Here is a 21067-nt window from a genome sequence, read left to right as displayed (position 1 = left end):
ACGCGGTCACTTCGCCGCCGTCATCTTGGCCGCCGCGCCGGCCGGTTCCGCGTCCACCGCGTCCTTCTTGAGGCCGAGCCGCGCGGTGGGCACCTTGTACGTCTCGCGCCCGGTGGCCACGGCCACGGCGCAGACCACGCAGATGGCGGCGGTGAACACCGCGACACCCACCCAGTTCTCGCTGTCGGGCCCGGCGATCTGCTCGGCGAACGTGACGGCGAACCCGGAGATCGCGAACCCGATCTGCGTACCGATGGCCATGCCGGACAGCCGGACCCGCGTCGGGAACATCTCGCCGTAGAAGGCCGGCCAGATGCCGTTCGCGGCGCTGTAGACGACGCCGAAGAAGACGATGCCGGAGAGGAAGATCAGCGGGTAGCTGCCGGTGGACAGCGCCCACAGATACACGAAGACCATGACGCCGGAGCCCAGCGCGCCCGTGAGGAACACCGGCTTGCGGCCGATCCGGTCCGCGAGCCGGGCCCACAGCGGAATGGCGCCCAGCGCGACCAGGTTGGCCAGCGCCCCGACCCACAGCATCGGCGTCTCGTCGAGGCCCGCCGCGTCACTGGTGGCGAACGACAGCGCCCACACGGTGAAGATGGTCTGCACGGTGGCGATGAGCGCCGCCGCGACCACGCGCAGCACGTCGGCCCAGTGGTTGCGCAGCAGGTAGGCGAGCGGCAGCTTCGCCACGTCGTTCTCCGCGGCCGCCTCCTCGAAGGCGGGCGTCTCCTCCAGCTTCCGCCGGATGACATAGCCGGCGACCGACACCAGCACGCTCAGCAGGAACGGGATGCGCCAGCCCCACGAGTACAGCTGCTCGTCCGGCAGCGCCGCGACGGGGATGAAGATGAGCGTCGCCAGGATCTGCCCGGCCTGGGTGCCGTTGAGCGTGAAGCTCGTGTAATAGCCGCGCCGGTCCTCCGGCGCGTGTTCCAGCGTCATCGAGTTCGCGCTGGCCTGCTCGCCCGCGGCGGACAGGCCCTGCAGGATGCGCATCAGCACCAGCAGTACGGGAGCGGCCGTACCGATCTGCGCGTACGCGGGCAGACAGCCGATCGCGAAGGTCGACAGACCCATCAGCATCAGCGTGAAGACCATGATCTTGCGCCTGCCGAGCCTGTCCCCGATGTGTCCGAGGATCAGCGCTCCGACGGGCCGTGCCGCGTACGCCACGCCGAACGTGGCCAGTGAGATCAGCGTGCCGGTGGCCGGGTCGTCGGGGTCGAAGAAGACCTTGGGGAAGACGAGGGCCGCGGCACTGCCGTAGATGAAGAAGTCGTAGTACTCCAGGGCACTGCCGATCCAGGCGGCGATGGCCGCCTTGCGGCCCTGGGGTGCGGGGGACGGTGGTGGCGCCGGGGCACCGGTCGATCGAGCGGTCACGGGGGCTCCTCTGCGACTCTGCAGCGAATTAACGTACTAGTTAGTGAGTTACGTTGCCGGGGATCGTCACCCCGTCACAGGAACCTGTCAATAGGTCGCACGGAAACGAACCCGGCCGTCACGCACCGATACCGGCGTCCCCCGCGCCAAGGACCCGCGCCAAGGACCCGAGCCATGGGCCGCGCGCCAGGGGCGCCGCGGCCCCGTCCCGCTCAGTCCGCGGTGGCCGCGTCCGCCGCGTCCCCGGTGAGATAGCGGAGCACCAGGTCGCCGAGCATGGTGCGGTAGTGCTCGCGGCGGTCGGCCGCGGTCAGGTCCCGGCCGAAGAGCGCCCCGAAGGTGTGCCGGTTCGCGACGCGGAAGAAGCAGAACGAGCTGATCATCGCGTGCAGGTCCACGGCGTCCACCTCCGCGGTGAACACCCCCTGCTCCCGGCCCTCGGCCAGGATCCGGCCGATGATGTCGATGGCGGGGGAGTTGAGCGCGCCGATCGTCTCCGAGGCCGTGATGTGCTCCGCCTCGTGGATGTTCTCGATGCTCACCAGCCGGATGAAGTCCGGGTGCGCCTCGTGGTGGTCGAAGGTGAGCTCGGCCAGCCTGCGGATCGCCGCCGCCGGATCAAGATGCCCGACGTCCAGCGTCTGCTCCTGCTGCCGGATCACCGCGTAGGCGCGCTCCAGCACCGCGGTGAACAGCTGTTCCTTGCCGCCGAAGTAGTAGTAGATCATCCGCTTCGTGGTGCGGATGCGGGCCGCGATCTCGTCGATGCGGGCGCCGGTGTATCCCAGGCGCGCGAACTCCTCCGTCGCTATCTCCAGGATCTCGGCCCGCGTGCGCGCCGCGTCACGCTGGCGTACCGGCGGGGGCGCTGCGCACATACGGATCCTCGCGTTCTCGCAGGCGGACGGTGGCGCGGCCAGTGTACGGCGGCACCCGCGACACCCCGGGAAGCGGACCGCGCGGGCACCCGTCACCCTCGGGAGAGTTGCCGGATCTTCACACGTACAAGCAGGCCGGATACGGGCCCGCAGCCGGTATGCTCCGTGCTTCCGGGGGGCGACCCCCGTACCCCCAGCCGGACATGCAGGCCAGCAGGGTAGTGGGCCCGGACATCGCGCAGTGCCTGAGTAAGAGCCGGTGCAGCTGAACGTCCCCTGCCAGGGAGGTACATCGTGTCGACCGCACCGGCCGAGCCGAGCTACACCTCAGGTCCCTCCGCCATGCCGCTCCTCGGCGATACGATCGGCGACAATTTCGACCGTACGGCGCACCGTTTTGCCGGCCGCGACGCACTCGTCGACCGTACGGAAGGCACCGTCCGCCGCTGGACCTACGCGCAGCTCCGCGCCGACGTGGACGCGCTCGCCCTGGGCCTGCTGGAGCTGGGCATCGCGAAGGGCGACAGGGTCGGCGTCTGGGCGCCCAACTGTGCCGAATGGACGCTGACCCAGTACGCCACGGCGAAGATCGGCGCCGTACTGGTGAACATCAACCCGGCCTACCGGTCGCACGAGTTGGAGTACGTGCTGGGCCAGGCCGGCGTGCGGCTGCTGGTGGCGGCCGAGAAGTTCAAGTCCTCCGACTACGCGGGGATGATCTCCGAAGTGCGCCCCCGCTGCGCGGACTTGGAGCACGTCGTACTGCTCGGCAGTGCGGAATGGACGGCGCTGCTGGACAGCGGGCGGCGCGCCGACGCGGCCCTCCTCGCCGGACGGCAGGCCGAGCTGAACACCGACGACCCGGTGAACATCCAGTACACCTCGGGCACCACCGGCTTCCCCAAGGGCGCCACCCTCTCGCACCACAACATCCTCAACAACGGCTTCTGCGTGGGCGAGTTGTGCGGCTACACCGAGCACGACCGGGTGTGCATCCCCGTGCCCTTCTACCACTGCTTCGGCATGGTGATGGGCAACCTCGCCTGCACCACCCACGGTTCGGCCATGGTGATCCCCGCGCCGTCCTTCGAGCCGTCGGCCACCCTGGCGGCGGTCTCCGCCGAGTCCTGCACCTCGCTGTACGGCGTGCCGACCATGTTCATCGCCGTCCTCAACGACCCGCAGCTCGGCACGTACGACCTGTCCTCCCTGCGCACCGGCATCATGGCGGGCTCGCCCTGCCCGGAGGAGGTCATGCGGCAGGTCATCGACCGGCTCGGGATGGCGGAAGTGGCCATCTGTTACGGCATGACGGAGACCTCGCCGGTGTCGACCCAGACCCGCGCCGACGACTCGCTGGAGCGGCGTGTCAGTACGGTCGGCAGGGTGGGCCCGCACCTGGAGGTGAAGATCGCCGACCCGGTCAGCGGGCTGACGGTGCCGCGCGGCGAACCGGGCGAACTGTGCACCCGTGGCTACTCGGTGATGCTCGGGTACTGGAACGAGCCGGAGAAGACCGCCGAGGCCGTCGACTCCGCGCGCTGGATGCACACCGGCGACCTGGCCGTCATGGACGCCGACGGATACGTCAGCATCACGGGCCGGATCAAGGACATGGTCATCCGCGGCGGTGAGAACCTCTACCCGCGCGAGATCGAGGAGTTCCTCTACACGCACCCCGACATCCTCGACGCCCAGGTGATCGGCGTACCGGACGAGCGGTACGGCGAGGAGCTGATGGCCTGGATCCGGATGAAGCCCGGCGCCGAGCCGCTGGACGCCGCCTCCCTGCGTGACTTCTGCCAGGGCCGCCTCGCCCACTTCAAGATCCCGCGCTATGTGCATCTGGTCGACGAGTTCCCGATGACCGTCACCGGCAAGGTCCGCAAGGTCGAGATGCGCGAACAGTCCGCCCGCCTCCTCGCGGAGCGCCCCGCCGACCAGCCCGGCTGACCGGCTGCCCCGGCTGTTCCTCGGCGATCCGGACGGCCGGGCCGGGGGAGGGGCGGCGGACTCCTGTCCCCCTCAGCCGAGTTCGAGGCTCGTGACGCCGTACGTACGCTCCGGCCCCACCGCCGGCGCCGGCCCCGCGTACATGCGCACCGTGTGCGAACCGAGTGTCAGCCCCCGCTCCTCCGCCAGTCCCGTCGCGGCGGTGCAGGGCTCGGGGATGTCGAGGGTGACCCGCTCGTCCGGCGCCAGGCCGGCGGTGAGCGCGTCGAACAGCGCCGCGGCGTCCTCAGGGGAGTCCGCGAACAGCGGGCCGACGCGCCGCCCGTCCCGGGCCGGCCGGATCACCCCGTAACCGGTGACCGTCCCGCCGCTCCGGCGGACGTACGCGGCGTGGCCCGGCGCCGTCAGCCAGCGCGACAGAAAGCCGCGCCGCTCGGCGGGAAAGCAGCCCCGGTCGTACGCGGCGATCTCGTCGACATCGCCGGCGGTGACCGGCTCGGCCCCCTCACCGCCGCCGTTCCGTACGGGCCGGCCCGTGTACCGGAGCGTCCGGTACGCCGCGGTGAACCCGGCGCGCTCGTAGACCGCCTGCTGCGCCGGCACCCCGTCCAGGCCCACCGTGCGGTCCCCGGCGTGCGGCACGGCGGCGCGCCAGGTGGCGAGGCCCAGCCCGTTCCCCCGGTGCTCGGGGTGGACGAGGTAGTAGCCCAGGAACGCGTACTCCGGCGAGTAGTTGACGACGGAGACCGCGGACAGCGTCCGCCCTCCCGCCCGGCCGACGAAGAAGCCCGCGGGGTCGACGGAGTGGAAGCAGGCCGCGTCGCCCCGCCCGGGGTTCCAGCTCTCCTCGGCGGCCCACTCCACGACCTGGTGCCATTCGTCCAACGTCGCGCCGGTGACGGTGAGTTCGTCGGCGGTTTCCATGCGCTCCGTGCCTCCTCGGCGGCCTTGCTGACGGGGTGGGGCCGCGTCCATGACGGGCCCTCACACAGTAGCGACGCACGGCGCGATGATCCGGGCTCCTGCCGGTACCGGGTGCCGGAACACCGGACTCGTACGATGACGCACATGGACAAATCGCCCGAACTGCGCACCGGGAGGCAGGGCGGGGATGCGGACAAATTAGATGTGTGTTACAACTAATTAAGCGGGGGAACGTGGGAGACACCGCGAAGCAGAGGAAGTGTGACTGATGGCCTGGGCGGCATCGCTCGGACACACCATTCGGAAGGCGTTCCACACCGAACGGGCCCTCGCGGACCCCTGGGCGATCGCCCGCGCCGTACTGGCCGTCGCCGTCGCCACGGTGATCGGCTGGGCCATGGACGACATCCTGGCCACCACGATGATGAGCGTCGGCGCCTTCATCACCGGCATCGGCACCCTGCTCTCCAGCATGCGGCACCGCGTCGTCAGCGCCCTCGCGATGGCCGTCGCCTTCAGTGCCGCGGCCGCCGTCGGCGTCTACGGGCAGCGGATCGGCTGGTACTTCCTGATCATCCTCGCCGTCGCCGCCTTCGTGGCCGGACTGTGGCGCACCCTGGGCGCGGCCCCCGGCATCCGCGCCTGCCTCGTCGTCATCGGCATGCTGATCACCGCGGACGTGTCGCCCGGCATCGCCGCGGGCCTCGACATGGTCAAGTGGATCGCGGCCGGCACCGGCATCCTCGTCGTCATGCAGCTGCTGCCGCCGTACGGCCGGCGGCACGCGCCGCAGCGCCGCACCCTCGCCGCGGTCTACGGCTCGCTCGCCCGCTACACCCGCGCGCTGGAGGGCGCCCCGGACTCCGCACGCGCCCCCTCCGAACCCTTCTCCCAGGCCCGCGACGCCCTCGGTCTGCTCCCGCAGTTCGCCCGCACCGCCGCGGCCCCGCTCTACGGACTGCTCGGCGAGGCCGAACGCATCCGGCGCGCCCTGTACGCGGTGCCCGGCGCACGGCACGTCCCGTACGCCGCGCTCGCCGATGTCCTCGACGCGCTCGCCGCCGCCGTCACCCGCGGGCGCGCCCGCCCCGCACCCGAGGCGGCCTGGCAGCAGCTGAACGCCTGGCAGGACCCGACAGCGCAGAATCTGCTGCCGAGACTGCGCGAGGCCGAACGGCTCGCCGCGCTCTCCGCGGGACCCCGGAACGGCGGCGACGTACCGCCGCACCACGAGATCCCCGCCCTCTACGCGGCGGAGAACGCCGCGGCCGGTGTCCTGCGCCGGCTGAAGGCCCAACTGCGGCCCGGCGCCCCGCTGTTCCGGCACGCCGTACGCCTCGCCGTCGGCACCACCGTCGCCGAGGCGGCCGGCCGCGCCCTCGGTGACTTCTGGGGACACGGGCTGCCCGCGCACGGCTTCTGGGCGGCGCTCACCACCATGCTCGTGCTCTTCCCCGACTACGAGCACACCTTCGCCCGCGGCTGGGCCCGCCCCGTCGGCTCCATCGTCGGCGGCTTCCTGGCCTGGCTGCTCTTCCAGTTCCACTGGGGCGACGGCGCCTCCGCGATCGCCGCCGTGGTGCTCGCGGCCCTCGTGTTCACGACCCTGCGCACCGGCCAGCACACCCTGAACCTCTTCCTCACGGCCTGGCTCGTCTTCCTGCTGCACCGGATGGGCTCGGAACAGGGCCTCGTCGCCTGGGGGCGCCCCGCCGACACCGTCCTCGGCGCCGTGATCGCCCTCGTCATCTTCCTGCTGCTGCCCACCTGGCACCACCACCGGATCCCCGATCTGCTCGGCCGCTGGCTGCGGTTGCAGGACCGGCTGCTGCCGGCCGTACTGACCGGCTACTCCGACGTCGGCGCCCTGGACCCCGCCGAACTGGAAACCCTGCGGAACCGCTCCCGGCACGTACGCGAGGAACTGGAGGCGGCCATCGCCAAGGTCCCCCACGAACCGGGCAGTCACCGCGCCCGCTGGGATCAGCAGCAGCTCGCCCGCCTCCAGAACGGCGTCTTCGACCTCACCCGCAGTACGTCGATGCTCGTGGAGCACCTGCCGCACCGTGAGGACGAAGTGGTCCCGGAACTCGCCGAGTTCGCCGGCCTGCTGCACCGCCACCTCGCGGCCCTGGCCTTCGCCGCGGCGGGTGCCGAACCCGTGCAACCGGGTGCGCTCCGCGCCGAGTTCGACGCCCTCGCCGCGCACAACGGCCTCGCCTGGGTCACCGACCCGCAGTCCGGCGACGTCTCCGAGACCCGGGCCCGCGCCCTGACCACCTGCCTCGGCACCGTCACGGCCATCGAGTCCCTCGCCACCGACCTCGCGGCGCCCGCTCCGCATGCCCACCGCCACACCCCGGCCGCCCCGGCCTGACACGGACCGGGTCGCGGTCGGCAGGACGGCCGCCGATGACACGGCCGCACCCGTGCCCGGGGGCCCGCACTCCACAGCACACGAGCCCGACGAGTGCGGCAGAACAGCGAAGTTGCCCTGAACGGACGCGAGTTCAGGGATTCTTGACGTGTACAGGGCCTCCTGTCTGCGCGGGATCACATACTGAGACAGGTATTGATCTGTCATCTCGGCTATATAAGATGACAACGTCACGTCATCGAAGGGGAGGCACAATGACTGTTACGGCCGAGTATGCAGAGCTGCAGTACGGCTGGGAGAAGGCGTACCAGGACCAGAGCGGGGATGCTCCGCTCTGGCAGGACGACCCGATCCCTGTCATCCCGCAGGCCGTCGAGTTCCTCCAGCAGCGCCAGGTGCGCACCGTGGTCGACCTCGGCTGCGGCGACGGGCGGAACCTGGCCGCGCTGGCGGAGGCCGGATTCACCGCGCTCGGCGTCGACATCGCACCGACCGGGCTGGCCAACGCGCGCCGCGTCATTCAGCAGCGTTCCTTCCTGCTGCGCTCGGACGCCACGTCGCTGCCGCTCATCGACGACTCCGTCGACGCGGTGACCTGCTTCGACGTCTTCGGGCAGATTCAGGACCCCTCGGACCTCATCGCCGAGGCGCGCCGCGTCATCACGCCCGGCGGGCTGTTCGTCACCAACGCGTTCACCCTGAAGGACGAGACGTACGGCGAGGGCGAGGAGATCGCGAAGAACACCTTCGCCTACAAGGACACCCTCTTCCGCTACTACGAGGAGGAGGAGATCCGGGAGCTGTTCACCGACTGGACCGTGCACGAGATCCGCAGCATCTCCTGGGACGACCCGCCGCACGGTGACTTCCGCCCCTACGCGCACAAGCACGACAACTGGGTCGTCTACGCGACCCCCAAGGACTGACCCTCCCGCCCCGGGCCCGCCGGCCCGGGGCACGGTCGCGCACGGACTCAGCGCCATGCCGGCACGGCAACCGCCGTGCCGGCATGGCGCGTTGGCGTGCGTCAGGCCCGGGGCGCAGTGCGGCCTGCGCGGGGCCGGCCTGTGCGGGTCAGGCGTGGGGGAGCCCGGCGTGACCGAGCAGCCGTGCCATGGATGACGGGCAACGTGCCCCGTACGGCCGCGAGTTGCCGCGCAGCACAGTGCTCCGGCCGGTACGGAGGTCCGTACCGGCCGGAGCACAACGCGCGCGATGCGCACGGGGGCAGGAGCCCGGGTCAGCCTCCGTACCAGCGGAGCAGGGCCGTCGTCGCCGCGGCCGCCACCACGACGAGCAGGAACGGCGCCCGCCGCCAGATGAGGAGACCCGCCACCAGCAGGCCGGCGGCGCGGTGATCCAGCACGATCTGCTGTTCCACGGTGAAGGTCTGTACGGCGATCAGTCCGGCGAGCAGGGCGACCGGGGCCGCTTCGGCCGTGCGCGCCACGGCCGGGTGGGACAGGGCCCGTTCGGGGACGAGCAGGCCGAGCAGTTTCAGCGCGAAGCACGCGGCTATCGCGACGGCGAGCCATGTCCAGCTCATATGGATCCCTCCCGCACTCCGTCGCACGGGGCGGTGTCCTGCCCGGACTCCCGTGCGGATTCCCGTCGTTCGCCGCGCGAGCTGCGCGGCAGGAGCAGCACGCTCAGCGCTGTCAGACCCGCCAGTACGACCGGCAGTCCGGCGCCGGCCACCGGCGCGGCGAACAGTGCGACCACGCAGGCCAGGACGAAGACCATCCGGTGCGCGCGCTCTTTCAGCCGCGGCGCGACCAGTGCGAGGAACGCGGCGGAGGAGGCGGCGTCGAGCCCGAGCACCTTGGGGTCCGTCATCAGGGAGCCGGCCAGCGCACCGGCCAGCGTGGCGAGGTTCCAGCAGAGGAACACCGTGAGCCCGGTGGCCCAGTAGGCGAAGCGGCTCGCCGCGCGGCTGGGCTTGCCGAACGCCATGGCGGCGCTCTCGTCGCTCAACAGATGCGCTGCGGGCAGCAGTTCCTTGCCGCGCACCGCGAGCACCGAGCGGAGGCTGACCCCGTAGAAGAGGTTGCGCACCCCCAGCAGGACACCGGTCGCGGTCGCCGAGGCCGCTCCGCCGCCCGCGGCCAGCACGCCGACCAGGGCCAACTGCGTGGACCCGCCGTACAGCAGCAGTGAGAGCACCTGGCTCTGCGCCACCGTCAGTCCGGCGGAGACGGCGAGCGCGCCGTACGACAGCCCGTAGGCGCCGACCGCCACTCCGATTCCCAGTGCGTCCCGCAGCAGCGCGGAGCGCTGTTCCCCGGTGACCGTGCCGGGCTCCTCGCCCGTCGCCGTACCGCCCACATCTTCTTCCGCCACTTCGGGCCCCTTTCCCTGTGCCGCTCTGCGGCCCGGCGTTCGCGCCGGTGTGCGCCGCCGGCCATCCATCTGTCATGGACTCTACTCCTGATGACTGTAAAAAGTCATCGACGTACCCTAAGATGACATCAAGGCGGCCGCGCTCGGCGGTTCGTTCTCGACCCGGCACGTGTGAGGGAGCAGCAAGCTCATGCAGCACTACCTGGACCGCTTCGAGGCCCTCCTCGGTCTCACCCCCGTCAAGACCGTCGAGCTCGACGTGGACGGCGCCCCGCGCCGGATCCATCTCAAGCTCGAAGGGCACAACTTCACCGGCTCCATCAAGGCCCGCACGGCCTTCGGGCTGGTGCGCGGACTCGCGCAGGACGGCAAGCTGCGTCCCGGCGTCCAGCTGCTCGAATCCACCTCGGGAAACCTGGGCGTGGCGCTGGCGAGCATGGCCCGCTTTCTCGGGGTCGGCTTCACGGCGGTGCTCGACCCGCTGAGCACCGTGGAGTGCCGCAACCGCCTGCGCGACCTGGGCGCCGAGATCGTCATGGTCGACGAGGTCGACGAGACGGGCGGCCACCTGCTCACCCGACTGGCCAAGGTCCGGGAGATGCTGGCGGAGGACGAGAGATACGTCTGGGTCAACCAGTACGAGAGTCCGCGCAACCCGGAGATACACCGCACCATGACCGGCCCGGAGATCCTGAGCCAGTTCGTCGAGCCGCCGGACGCGCTGTTCGCCGCCGTCTCCACCGGGGGCACCTTCACGGGGGTCAGCCAGGCGTTCCGCGAACGGGGCCTGGACACCAGGATGGTGGCCGTGGATGTGGAAGGATCCGTGGCCTACGGCGGTCCGCCCTCGCGGCGGCACCTGTCGGGGATCGGGGCCAGCCGGCCCTCCTCCTTCCTGCGGGCCTCGCTGATCGACGACTATGCGTATGTGAGCGCGACCGAGGCGGCGCACTACTGCCGCAAGGTCCTCCGTGAGGCGGGAATCCACCTCGGGGCGTCCTCGGGTGCGGTGGTGGCCGCCTGCGTACGCCACCTCGCGGAGAACCCCGAGGTCACCGAACCGCTGTGCCTGTGCGCCGACGGCGGGGAGAAGTACGAGAGCACCGTCTACAACGACGGCTGGCTCTCCCGGATCGAAGCCGCACCGCACTCGGCCGACGGGGAACCGGCCGAGCGCGAAATGGCCGGTGTGAGCGGCATCCGGTAGAGAGAAGCCCGCCCTTCGCCCGGAGGGTGAAGCGCACGATGAATGGACGTGAGAAGTGACAAGCGTTGCCGAGGCCTACAAGGCTCTCGAAGAACACGCCAGGGGCGGCAGGCCGTACGACGTGACGGACCTCACGGATCTGTCGGCCGCCGATCTCCGCCAGTCCGACGAGCACGACATCGCCACGCTGCTGCTGCTCGGCGCGCTCTGCGCGCGCCTGGACGGCGGGCAGTCGGCCGCCGGCTCGCTGTTCACCGTCATGGAGCGCTACACCAACAGCTCCCTGCTCTACACGGGCCGCATCCTGCCGCGTGCCAAGGAGATCGTGATCCTGCTGGACCGCAGCGTGGACGAACGGTCGCTGGCCGGGCTGGAGGAGGCCGCCGACCATCTGAGTCAGGGGTGGCCGGCGTACGCCGAATCCGCCTTCCCCGCCGCGTTCGCGCGGCTCGCCCGGGGGCTGGGGCTCGACGCCGGGCCCGAGGTGTTCGCCAGGGTCTCCTTCGTCCTGTGGTGGCAGGCGCTGGAGACGGCGGCGGACGGTGAAGCGGAGAAGGCCCGGCCGCTCTTCGAGGAGTCGCTGGAGCGCTACCGCACCTACCTCTATTACGCGGACACCGCCTGGATCTACACCGACCTGGTGGTCGCGGCACTCGGCGCGGGGGACCCCGGGCGGGCCGCCACCGTGCTGGAGGAGCAGCGCCGCTATGTGGACGGCGTACGGGCGCAGTTCCCGCCCACCCGCTCAGCGGCCAAGCCGTACTTCCACGTCGGGGACGTGCAGAGCGGCGGCTACAGCACCTTCGTGGAGTCGTCCGCGCTGCGTCCGCGTGAACTGACCTGCCGCGACCACGAGTTGCTGCAGCGCTACGTGCGGGCCAGCGAACTGTTCATCTCCGCCTGCCGCTACGGCGGACGGCGGGACTTCGAGGCGGCGCTGGACGTCTTCTCGCTGGGCTGGGTCACCTTCCCCGAATCGCCGTACCCGCGCATCCTCCAGCACCTCGCCGACCGGTACGCGTCCGCTTCCGAGTCGTGGGACGTGCACCTCACGGCGCACGAGCGGTGGCACCGGATGCTGCGCACCTACCGGGTGCGGGTGAAGCCGGGCCCGCTCATCGACGCGGCGGTCACGCTGCACGAACAGCTCGGGTACGCCGGCCTCCAGGAGCACGCCGGGCTGGTGCTGCTGGACGCGGCGGTGCTGCACGCGCGGCTGCACGGCAAGGACACCGCCGTGGAGTGGATCACCCGCTATCTCCCGGAGCTGCGCGGCAGCGTCCCGGACGCGCTCAGCGCCGTCGTCGACCACGTACAGGCGCCGCGCCAGCAGGGCGAATGGCAGTTGCTGAGCAAGTACATCGGGCTGCGGGCCGATCTCCTCGCGCCGGAATTCCTGTCCGTCGGGCTCGCCGACCCGCAGATGTCGGAGCCGCACCAGCTGGAGGTCACTCTCTACGGGACGCGGCTCTCCGTCGAGGGAATCACCGTGCACGAGAATTCCCCGGCACCGCTGGTGGACGTGCTGAAGGCGCTGGGCGAGGACCTGATGCGCGGTCAGACCGAGGGTACGGAGATCCCGTTCCTCTCGGCCGCCGAACTCGCGGAACGCTCCGGACGTACGACGGCGGCGCTGGCCCAGACGGTGCGCCGGTTCCGCGCCACCTGCAAGCAGGCGTTCGCCGAGCTCACCGACTGGGACATCGTGCAGGACGCGGTGGTCCAGGGCCGTCCCGGATACCGCATGAACCCGCAGCGGGTTGGGGTGTTCAAGGTGTTTCCCACCCCCACCCGATAGGCCCCACCGCATTCGGCCGATTCCACGGTCCGGGTGATTCCGTCATCACCCCGGACTGAATTCACGGGCCTTTCCCGCTCATGGGCCCGCTTCCGTCTCACCTTTCTCCAGGAGGTCCTCGTGGGTACCCCCATGCCCGAAACTGGCAACATCATCATCTCTCCAGAAAGTGTCGACGCGGAATACAAGTTCGTCGTCGCACTGAAGGCGAAGCTCGACCACGGCGTCGCCACGAACGCCGCGTCCCACCTGTGTCTGGGGCTGGTGGCGAAGGCGGCGGCCGAACGCCCGGAGCTGCTGCCGAAGATGTCCTTCCTCTCCTTCCCCGACGCGGACGGACAGGCGCACGCACCGGTCTCCGGCCTGTCGCTGGTCGTGCTGGAGGGCCGTCCCGCCTGGCTGCGCCGGCTGCGTGAGGAGGCCGGTGCGGCCGGCGTACTGCACACCGACTTCACCTCGGCGATGACCGGTGACACCTACGCCGAGCAACTGGAGCGGATGCGGCAGACCGCCGGCGCCGACCTGGACCACTACGGGGTGGCGCTCTTCGGGAAGCGCGCCGAAATCGACCCGCTGACCAAGAAGTTCTCCCTGCTGAAGTAACCCCCATCACCATCCGCGGTACCGCTCCATGCGCACCACTCATACCGACTTACCGAGCTAGCTGTACGAACTGATTGCCCGGAGGCACGAGTTGAGCAGCACGCAGTACGCCCAGGACCTTGTCGTCGTCCCCGCCGCCGTCGTGAAGGAGGTGCTGGACGGTCTCGGCAAGGAGAGCGAGCGGATAGTCGAGGAGGTCTACCTCCAGGCCGCACGCGGTGAACTGGTCAACCCCGACAGCCTGTTCCTGCGCCCGGACGCCGACCGCCGTGAACGCGTCATCGCGCTGCCCGCCTACGTCGCGGGCCCCTCGCCCGCGATGGGCGTGAAGTGGATATCGAGTTTCCCCCGGAACCTGAGCCTCGGCCTGCCCCGCGCCTCGGCCCTCATCGCGCTCAACGACCCCCGTACCGGATTCCCCAGGGCCGTACTCGAAGGCGCGAGGATCAGCGGCCACCGCACGGCGCTCTCCGCCGCCGTCGGCGCCCGGGCGCTGCGCGAGGACCGGCGTACGGCCGGGAAGATGGCCGTGGTCGGCACCGGCTACATCTCCGCCACCACCCTGCGCGTGCTGGCCGGGCAGGGCTGGAACTGCGACGAACTGACCGTGTACGACCTGGACCCGGAGCGCGCCCGCGCCTTCGCCGAAGCGCAGGAGAACGGCCTCGCCGCCTCGGTGTCCGTCGCCTCCGGGCTGCAAGAGGCTCTGGACGGAGCCGAGTTGGTGCTGTTCGCCACCACCGCGACCGAGCCGTACGTGGACGACCCGGCCTGGTTCGCGCCGGGCGCCGTGGTGCTGCACATGTCGCTGCGCGACCTCAGGCCCTCGGCGCTCGCGGGCGGCGCCCACTACGTCGACGACGTCTCGCACGCGCTGCGCGAGAAGACGTCGCTGGCGCTCGCCGCCGACGAGGGCGTGGTGGACCGTGCGGCGGTGACCGCCATCGGCGACGTCCTCTCCGGACAGGTACGCCCGGACCGTGAACGCACCGCCTTCTACGCGCCGTTCGGCCTCGGCTCGCTGGACATCGCCATCGGCGGTCTGGTGCTGGAGCGCGCGCTCGGCAGGGACGGCGTGGTGACCGTCCCCGGCTTCACCGGGGTCGAGGCGTGAGCGGCGGACGGCAGGTGGTCATCGTCGGCGGGGGACCGGCGGCGGTGAGCGCGTTCGTGCACCTCACCGAGGTGCGCGGAGTGGAGTCCATCCGCTTCCTCGCGCCGAACCCCATCGGCTGCGCCCCCGCCTTCGGCTCCGGTGAACCCCGGCTGCTGTGCAACACCTCCGTGGACGTCACCTCGCTCCGCCCGGACGGCACGTCGGACCTGCTGCGCTACCTCGCGGCACGCGGCTGGCCCGTGCACCGAGCGGACTTCGTACCGCGCGCCCTGGTCACCCAGTACGCCCGCGAGCGCTATCTGCGGCACCGCGCGGCAGCCGAACGCCGCGGTACGAAGGTCGCCCACACCCGCGGCCGCGCCGGAACGGTGACCGGCAGCCCCGGCGACTACCGGATCACGCTGACCGACGGCCGCGAAGTGACCGCCACGGACGTGCTGTTCTGCGTCGGCGGGGACACCCCGCAGACGCCGGAGCTGCTGCACGGACACGCGGGGGCGCCGCGGCTGCTCGCCGGCCCGTACCCCGTACAGCGGCTGCGGCGGATTCCCGCGGAAGCCCGCGTACTGGTGCTGGGCACCAAGCTCTCCGCGATCGACGCGGCACTCACCCTGTGCCGGGACGGCCGCCGTACGGTCCTGGCCTCGCCGTCGGGTGAACTGCCCGCCGTACGCACCCGGTTGTGCCGCACCCCGGAAACCGGGCTGGCCGGCCAGTGGGCGCGGCAGCTCCAACGGGGCGGGGACGCGCGGACGTTGCTGGGCCCCCTCCTCCGCGCGGTGCGCGCGCTGGGCGAAGGGCAGCCGGTACGCCGCGGGCTCAGCCGACGGCGCGGGGCGCACGCACGGCTGCGGGAGGAGACCGCGCTGGCCGAGGCGGGGCAGGTGCCCTGGCAGGACGCGATCGCGGAGGTCATCGACGCGGCGAACCAGGTGCTGCCCGGCCTCCCCGAAGCGCTGCGGCGCCGGGTACTGGACGCCCACCGGAGCCTGATGTCGCGGTACATCTCCGCGATCCCCGTCACCAACGCGCGGCGCCTGCTGGCCCACATGGACGCCGGCACCCTCTCGGTCGCCGACGACTACCCGCGCGGTGTGACCCCGGAGTCCGACGGCTGGCGCGTCGAGTGGCCGGACGGCACGACGGAGCACGTCGACTGGATCGTCTCCGCCACCGGCGTCGAGGCCCCCTGCCTCTCCGTCACCCCCGACGGCCAACTGCACGTGGGCGCCGCCCAATCGGCGGGCCCGGACGCGGCACGGCACGGCATGCGGCCCGTCGCCGTCGCACAGGACCTGCGCCTGATCCGTACGCCCGGCGCCGGAGCCGAACGGCTGTGGGCACTGGGCGCGGCGGCGGGCACACGGGTGCCGATCGTCAACTACCTGCGCGCCGCCGCGCAGCACGCCCAGGCGGTCGCGCACAGCATCAACACCACGGAGGCGGAGACCGTTTCCGCACAGCCCGTTCCCGCACAGTCCGCTTCCGCGCAGCCGGTTGTCACAGAGCCCGTCCCCGTGCAGCCGCCCGTTTCCACCCCCTCCCTCACCCGCCTCCGGAAAGGGGCAGCAGCGTGATCGCTCTCGTCAATCCCGTGTCGACCGGTCCCGAACTCTCCGCCGCCTTCCGCGAGGAGGGCGCCCCCTGCGTGCACGTCTACACCGAGGACCAGCGCGCCGCCCACGCGGCGGACGACACCGCGCCGCGCCTGATGCACCACGGCGACCCGGAGCGCACCGCGCGGCAGCTGTCCCGGATGGGCGTCCGTACGGTCCTCCCCGCCAGCGAGTACGGCGTGACCCTCGCCGACGAACTGGCCGAACTCCTCGGCAGCCCGCACCAGTTGCCGGAACTCCGCGCCGCGCGCCGCGACAAGTTCCTGATGGCCGAGGCGCTGCGGGAGGCGGGACTGCCGCACGCGCGCACCGTGACCGTCACCGACGAGGCGGAGCTGGAGCGGGTGCTGGACGGCTGGGACCACTACCCGCTCGTCGTGAAGCCCCTGGACAGCGCGGGCAGCGACGGCTGCACCGTGTGCCCCGACCGGGCCGCGGCGCTCACCGCCTTCCGCGAGGTGACCGGCGCCCGGAACCTGATGGGCGGCACCAACGACCGCGTCCTGGTGCAGGAGTGCCTGGAAGGCACCCAGTACATCGTCAACACCGTGAGCCTGGGCGGCCGTCACCTCCTCACCGAGCTGTACGGGGAACGCATCGACCGCGTCGACGGCGCCCCCGTGCTGCGTCACGCCGTGTCCCGTACCGAGGCGGCCGGCGAGGAACGCGCCCTCGTGGACTACGTGCTGGCCTGCCTGGACGCCCTCGGCGTGCGCGAGGGCGCGGCGCACACCGAGGTGATGCTCACCGCCCGGGGCCCGCGCCTGGTGGAGGTCAACTCCCGCATCATGGGCCCGTGCCTGGCGCCCGACCCGTACCACGCGGCATTCGGCTACAGCCACCAGCACCTGACCGTGGAACGCTACCTGCGGCCCGCCGAGTTCGAGCGGCGCTTCGAGCTGCCGTACGGCCCGGCCCGTACCGTCGCCAAGCTCTTCCTCCGTCCGCACCGCGACGGGGTGCTGGAATCCGTCGACGGGCTGCGGGTACTGCGCCGCATGCCGGGCTTCCACAGCGTGGCCCGGCTGCCCCGGGTGGGCGAGCCGCTGCGCGACCGTACGCTCACCACCGGCGCGTGCGGCATCGCCTTCCTCGTACACGAGGACCACGAACTCCTCGCCAGCGTCCTGGAGATGGTGCACGGCATGGAGGACGCGGGCGACTTCTTCCGCGTACGGGACGAGGAGGCTCCCGCCGGAACCGGTCCCGCCGCGGCCGGCCCCGCCGCCGAAGGGCAGACGCTGGCATGCCCGTAGCGATGATCGCGCTGTCGGTCCTGCTCCAGGCCGGCTGCTTCGGCTATCTGTCCGGACGGCTGACCGCGAGCGGCAGCCTGCTCCTCTCCTTCTCCGGATTCGCGTGCTCGGCGCTGCTGTTCACGGCGCTGGCCGCGGTCCGGCGGAGGAGGCGACGCGACCCTCATGAGCCGGGCCACGGGGAACGGCGCGCCGTGCGACGGCTGCTGTGGCTGATGAACGCCGTCACCGCGGTGACCTTCCTGAGCTTCTACGTGGCGCTCGCCTGGGTACCCGCGACGCTGGCCAGCGGCGTGGAGACGGCGCTGGGCCCCCTGGCGCTGGCGGTGCTCTCCCTGCTGCCGAGGTCCGGACACCGCTCCACGGCGCGGGACTGGTCCCTCGCGGCGGTGCTGGCCGCCGCGGGCGGCGCGCTGGCATGGCGCCTCAACTCAGGGACGGGGGACGGCGGTTCGCCCGGCGCGGACGGATACGACTGGACCGGTACGGCAGGCATCGCCCTGGTCGTGATCGCCGGCGCGGGCGCCTCGGCGCTCGCACTGATCTCCAAATCGCTGGGCGCCCGGGGCGCCGACCCCGTCACGGTCACCGCCCACCGCTTCCACGCGACCTACCTCGGCGCGGCGGCCCTCTTCGTACTGCGCGGCGGCTCCCCGTACGACAGCGGCATCCCACTGCCCGTACTTCCCCTGGTGGGCATCGCGGCGGTCACCCTCCCGCTGTTCGTCCTCCAAGTGGGCCTCCAGCGCGCGAACCCGATGGCGGCGATGGTCGTACTCACCACCCTGCCGGGCATGACCGCACTCTCCGAAGCCCTCTGGACCGCCCACCTGGACCCCGTAGCCCTCGCCCTCACCACCACCATGGTCCTCCTGGCCACAGCGAACGCCACACGGCGCGGAAGCGGCAACACCCCTGGAAAAGCCGGGCGTTCCGGCACCCCGGACGCCCCACCCCCCGCAGCACAAGCCGACAACCACCACGTCACGACCGGCCCCTGACCGGACAGCCCACCCGCCCCACGCACCCGCCCCCGCAACACCGGCAGTCGGCCACTCTCAGCGATGCCCCGGCCATGCCCCGACACCCGCTGCCGACTTGAGGTGATGTCTGCCGGCGCTCTGACCGGCCCGTCAGCGCTTTGGCCGGCCCGGCGGAGCGTTGCCATGCCCTGCCACCCCGGTGCGATGCCCTCGGGGTGAAGCGGCGCCGAAGTGCCGTGTCCGGTGCCGGTGTTCTGCTAGGTCAGGGGTACGCGGACGAAAGACGCGTCCTGATCGGAAAGGGGGCGACCGGGGTGGACAGCGGCCAGCGGTCGGTGGGGAATCTGCCGGTGGAGCAGGGCCGTCTGGTGGGGCGGCACGCGGAGTTGGCGGAGGGCGCGCGGCTGCTGCGGCGGTCGCGGCTGGTGACGGTGAGCGGCGTCGGGGGCGTGGGCAAGACCCGGCTGGCGCGGCGGATGGCAGCCGAGGTGCAGCCGGACTTCGCCGACGGGACGTGGTGGGTGGAACTGTCCCCGTTGAGCGAGGGCCGGTCGCTTCCGTACGCCATCGCCCAGGCACTGCCGCTGGTCGACCAGACCACCCGCCCCATGATCGAGGTGGTGGCCGAGTACCTGGCCGGCCGGGAGATGCTGCTGGTGTGGGACACCTGCGAGCACCTCGTTGACGACTGCCGGGAGGCGGCGGCCGACCTGCTGACGGTGGGCCCGAACGTGCGGATCCTGGCCACCAGCCGCCGCCGTCTCGGTCTGCCCGCCGAGGAAGTGTTCACCCTCGACCCGCTGTCCGTCCCCGCCGACGACGCGGCCGAGGAGTGCGAGGACAGTGACGCGGTGGTGCTGCTGGCCGAGCGCGCCGCCCAGCGCGTGCCCGGTTTCACCGTCACCTCCGGCAACCGCGCCGAGGTGGCCGCCCTGTGCCGGCGGCTGGAAGGGTTGCCCCTGGCCCTGGAGTTGGCCGCCGCCCGCCTGGGCGAGATGTCGGTGGCCGAGCTCAACCGGCGCCTGAGCGACCGCTACGCGATCCTCGGCGACACCGAGGGCGAGGACCATGAAACCGACCCGCCCTGGCATCGGGCACTGCGCACCGCCATCGGCTGGAGCCACGAACTGTGCTCGCCGCCGGAGCGGTTGCTGTGGGCGCGCGCTTCGGTCTTCGCCGGCAGCTTCGATGCCGAGACGGCCCGGCAGGTGTGCGCGGATGAACACCTGCCCGGCCACAAGATCCCCCGCATGCTGGAGGCGCTGGCAGGGAAGTCGCTTCTGGTCTGGGCGCCGACCGGGGCCGGCGAGCGGTACCGGATGCTGGACACTGTCCGCGAATTCGGCGCGCACTGGCTGCGCGGCCTTGGCGAGCAAGAGGCGCTGCGACACCGGCACCGGCAGCACTACCTGGCACTGGCCCGGGCCGGCGACGCCGCCTGGATCGGGCCCGATCAGTTCGCCTGGTACGACCGGATGACCACCGAGCACGGCAACATCCGCGCCGCTCTGGAGTACAGCCTGGCCGAACCCGAGGACCACACCGCGCTGGAGCTGGCCGGATCCCTGTGGTTCTTCTGGTACGGCTGCGGGGTCCTCAAGGAGGGACGGCTCTACCTGGACCGGGCCCTGGCCGCCGACACCGCCCCCTCCCCGGCACGGGCTAAGGCCCTGTACGCCAGCGGCCCCGTGCTGGTCTACCTGGGTGACCTGCCCGCCCTTGAGGAACGGGCTGCAGAATTGACCGCTCTGGCCCCACAGTTTGGTGACACGGAGCGGAGTTACGCGGCCGCCACCGAACTGCGGGTGTCGGTGCTGCGCGGGGACCTGGAGCAGGTGATGTCCCGGGTCGAGGCTCTGCTCGCCACGGACTGGCGCGAAAAGCCGCTCACCTTGATTCCTCTGGCAGCCCTCGTCTTCGGCAGCCACTACCTCGTTGCCGCGGGCCGCTTCGAGGAAGCCGTCGCCCGGCTGGACGAGCTGGGCGCCGCCTGCGTCCGTAACGGCGAGCGCAGCATGCGCGCCTGGGGCGATTTTGTCCGCGCCCAGGCCGAGTTGGCCCTGGGCCGGTTCGAGGACGCCCACGAGCACGCCCGGGCCGCGCTGCTGGTCAAACACCGGCTGCGTGACGGTGTGGGCATCGGTATGGCCCTGGAAGCGCTGGCCCGTGCTGCCGCCGCCACGGACCGGGGCACGGAGGCCGCCTGGCTGCTCGGCCTGGCCGCGCAGCTGTGGGAGACGCTCGGACGGCCACGGGCGGGCATCCCCGCGGTGGTGGCCGCCCGCCGAGTCTGCGAACGCCAGACCCGCGCCGCCCTGGGCGAGGAGGCTTACGAGACGGCGTACCGCACCGGCCACGACACCGACCTGAACACCGCCATCGCCCAAGCCCTCACCCCACCCGCCCCCGCACAGCGCGACCTCACAGACTGACCCCACTGTTGGCCCCTTCAAGGGCCTGGCAGCCCGATGCGGTCGAAGGATGCAGGGCAACTGGCCGCGCGTCCCCGGGGGCTGGCCGGAGAGTTGAACGACGGGCTCACCGGCGCTTTCGGACCGCACCGTGTCGAGTCATCCTCGCGGCCCTGACGGACGGACAGTCGGAGGTGGACGTGGAGGCGAAGCCG

The 21067-nt window shown here is 71.6% G+C and carries 16 protein-coding genes; 11 read left to right on the top strand and 5 right to left on the bottom strand.

The features are described 5' to 3' along the window. Positions 1-6 precede the first annotated feature (6 nt). Both AC3AGO_RS08150 and AC3AGO_RS08145 read right to left on the bottom strand, forming a co-directional pair. Positions 7-1389, bottom strand: coding sequence for an MFS transporter (locus AC3AGO_RS08150; protein WP_487819464.1), 1383 nt, complete (start codon positions 1387-1389; stop codon positions 7-9). A gap of 212 nt (positions 1390-1601) precedes the next feature. Then, positions 1602-2267 (bottom strand): TetR/AcrR family transcriptional regulator, encoded by a 666-nt coding sequence (locus tag AC3AGO_RS08145; RefSeq protein WP_487819463.1) that lies wholly within the window; start codon positions 2265-2267, stop codon positions 1602-1604. A gap of 342 nt (positions 2268-2609) precedes the next feature. On the opposite strand from AC3AGO_RS08145, the gene AC3AGO_RS08140 reads away from it, so the two are divergent. Further along, positions 2610-4220 (top strand): AMP-binding protein, encoded by a 1611-nt coding sequence (locus AC3AGO_RS08140; protein ID WP_487824570.1) that lies wholly within the window; start codon positions 2610-2612, stop codon positions 4218-4220. 72 nt (positions 4221-4292) lie between these two features. On the opposite strand, the gene AC3AGO_RS08135 is transcribed toward AC3AGO_RS08140, so the two are convergent. Next, a complete protein-coding gene (locus AC3AGO_RS08135) occupies positions 4293-5144 on the bottom strand; it encodes a GNAT family N-acetyltransferase (protein ID WP_487819462.1) in 852 nt (283 codons plus the stop codon). Between the two features lie 268 nt (positions 5145-5412). Between AC3AGO_RS08135 and AC3AGO_RS08130 the strand changes: the two genes are divergently transcribed. Together AC3AGO_RS08130 and AC3AGO_RS08125 are read left to right on the top strand one after the other, a co-directional pair. After that, positions 5413-7521, top strand: a complete 2109-nt coding sequence (locus AC3AGO_RS08130; RefSeq protein WP_487819461.1) for an FUSC family protein — start codon at positions 5413-5415, stop codon at positions 7519-7521. A gap of 254 nt (positions 7522-7775) precedes the next feature. Continuing rightward, on the top strand, positions 7776-8447 hold the full coding sequence (locus tag AC3AGO_RS08125; RefSeq protein WP_487819460.1) for a class I SAM-dependent methyltransferase: 672 nt from the start codon (positions 7776-7778) through the stop codon (positions 8445-8447). A 314-nt stretch (positions 8448-8761) separates the two neighbouring features. Here AC3AGO_RS08125 and AC3AGO_RS08120 read toward each other — a convergent pair whose 3' ends face one another. Beyond that, complete coding sequence (locus AC3AGO_RS08120; RefSeq protein WP_487819459.1) at positions 8762-9067, bottom strand: AzlD domain-containing protein; 306 nt, start codon at positions 9065-9067, stop codon at positions 8762-8764. Continuing rightward, complete coding sequence (locus AC3AGO_RS08115) at positions 9064-9861, bottom strand: AzlC family ABC transporter permease (protein WP_487819458.1); 798 nt, start codon at positions 9859-9861, stop codon at positions 9064-9066. Before AC3AGO_RS08115 ends, AC3AGO_RS08120 begins: the two co-directional genes overlap by 4 nt. 190 nt (positions 9862-10051) lie before the next feature. On the opposite strand from AC3AGO_RS08115, the gene AC3AGO_RS08110 reads away from it, so the two are divergent. The 8 genes from AC3AGO_RS08110 (at position 10052) to AC3AGO_RS08075 (ending at position 20873) form a co-directional block, all read left to right on the top strand. Beyond that, on the top strand, positions 10052-11068 hold the full coding sequence (locus AC3AGO_RS08110) for a cysteine synthase family protein (protein WP_487819457.1): 1017 nt from the start codon (positions 10052-10054) through the stop codon (positions 11066-11068). Between the two features lie 55 nt (positions 11069-11123). Next, a complete protein-coding gene (locus AC3AGO_RS08105; protein WP_487819456.1) occupies positions 11124-12866 on the top strand; it encodes a tetratricopeptide repeat protein in 1743 nt (580 codons plus the stop codon). A 120-nt stretch (positions 12867-12986) separates the two neighbouring features. Beyond that, positions 12987-13469, top strand: coding sequence for a DUF2000 domain-containing protein (locus AC3AGO_RS08100; protein WP_487819455.1), 483 nt, complete (start codon positions 12987-12989; stop codon positions 13467-13469). Between the two features lie 91 nt (positions 13470-13560). Then, positions 13561-14583, top strand: a complete 1023-nt coding sequence (locus AC3AGO_RS08095; RefSeq protein WP_487819454.1) for a 2,3-diaminopropionate biosynthesis protein SbnB — start codon at positions 13561-13563, stop codon at positions 14581-14583. Then, positions 14580-16163, top strand: a complete 1584-nt coding sequence (locus tag AC3AGO_RS08090) for an FAD/NAD(P)-binding protein (RefSeq protein WP_487819453.1) — start codon at positions 14580-14582, stop codon at positions 16161-16163. Before AC3AGO_RS08095 ends, AC3AGO_RS08090 begins: the two co-directional genes overlap by 4 nt. Beyond that, positions 16160-17458 carry an ATP-grasp domain-containing protein gene (locus tag AC3AGO_RS08085; RefSeq protein ID WP_487819452.1) on the top strand — a complete coding sequence of 433 codons (1299 nt, stop codon included), beginning with the start codon at positions 16160-16162 and terminating at the stop codon, positions 17456-17458. The genes AC3AGO_RS08090 and AC3AGO_RS08085 overlap by 4 nt, the downstream gene beginning before the upstream one ends. Next, a complete protein-coding gene (locus tag AC3AGO_RS08080) occupies positions 17449-18459 on the top strand; it encodes a hypothetical protein (protein WP_487819451.1) in 1011 nt (336 codons plus the stop codon). Before AC3AGO_RS08085 ends, AC3AGO_RS08080 begins: the two co-directional genes overlap by 10 nt. Positions 18460-18755: 296 nt before the next feature. Beyond that, complete coding sequence (locus tag AC3AGO_RS08075) at positions 18756-20873, top strand: ATP-binding protein (protein ID WP_487819450.1); 2118 nt, start codon at positions 18756-18758, stop codon at positions 20871-20873. Positions 20874-21067 lie beyond the last annotated feature (194 nt).

The sequence above is a fragment of the Streptomyces sp. BL1 genome (assembly GCF_057628045.1).
The sequence above is the reverse complement of the archived record's forward strand: the minus strand, read 5'-3'. Positions and strand labels throughout refer to the sequence as shown.

Coding starts and splice junctions, on each gene's coding strand:
- AC3AGO_RS08145 (WP_487819463.1), bottom strand. CDS start 2,267: ATGTGCGCAGCGCCCCCGCCGGTACGCCAGCGTGACGCGGCGCGCACG.
- AC3AGO_RS08140 (WP_487824570.1), top strand. CDS start 2,610: ATGCCGCTCCTCGGCGATACGATCGGCGACAATTTCGACCGTACGGCG.
- AC3AGO_RS08135 (WP_487819462.1), bottom strand. CDS start 5,144: ATGGAAACCGCCGACGAACTCACCGTCACCGGCGCGACGTTGGACGAA.
- AC3AGO_RS08130 (WP_487819461.1), top strand. CDS start 5,413: ATGGCCTGGGCGGCATCGCTCGGACACACCATTCGGAAGGCGTTCCAC.
- AC3AGO_RS08125 (WP_487819460.1), top strand. CDS start 7,776: ATGACTGTTACGGCCGAGTATGCAGAGCTGCAGTACGGCTGGGAGAAG.
- AC3AGO_RS08120 (WP_487819459.1), bottom strand. CDS start 9,067: ATGAGCTGGACATGGCTCGCCGTCGCGATAGCCGCGTGCTTCGCGCTG.
- AC3AGO_RS08110 (WP_487819457.1), top strand. CDS start 10,052: ATGCAGCACTACCTGGACCGCTTCGAGGCCCTCCTCGGTCTCACCCCC.
- AC3AGO_RS08080 (WP_487819451.1), top strand. CDS start 17,449: ATGCCCGTAGCGATGATCGCGCTGTCGGTCCTGCTCCAGGCCGGCTGC.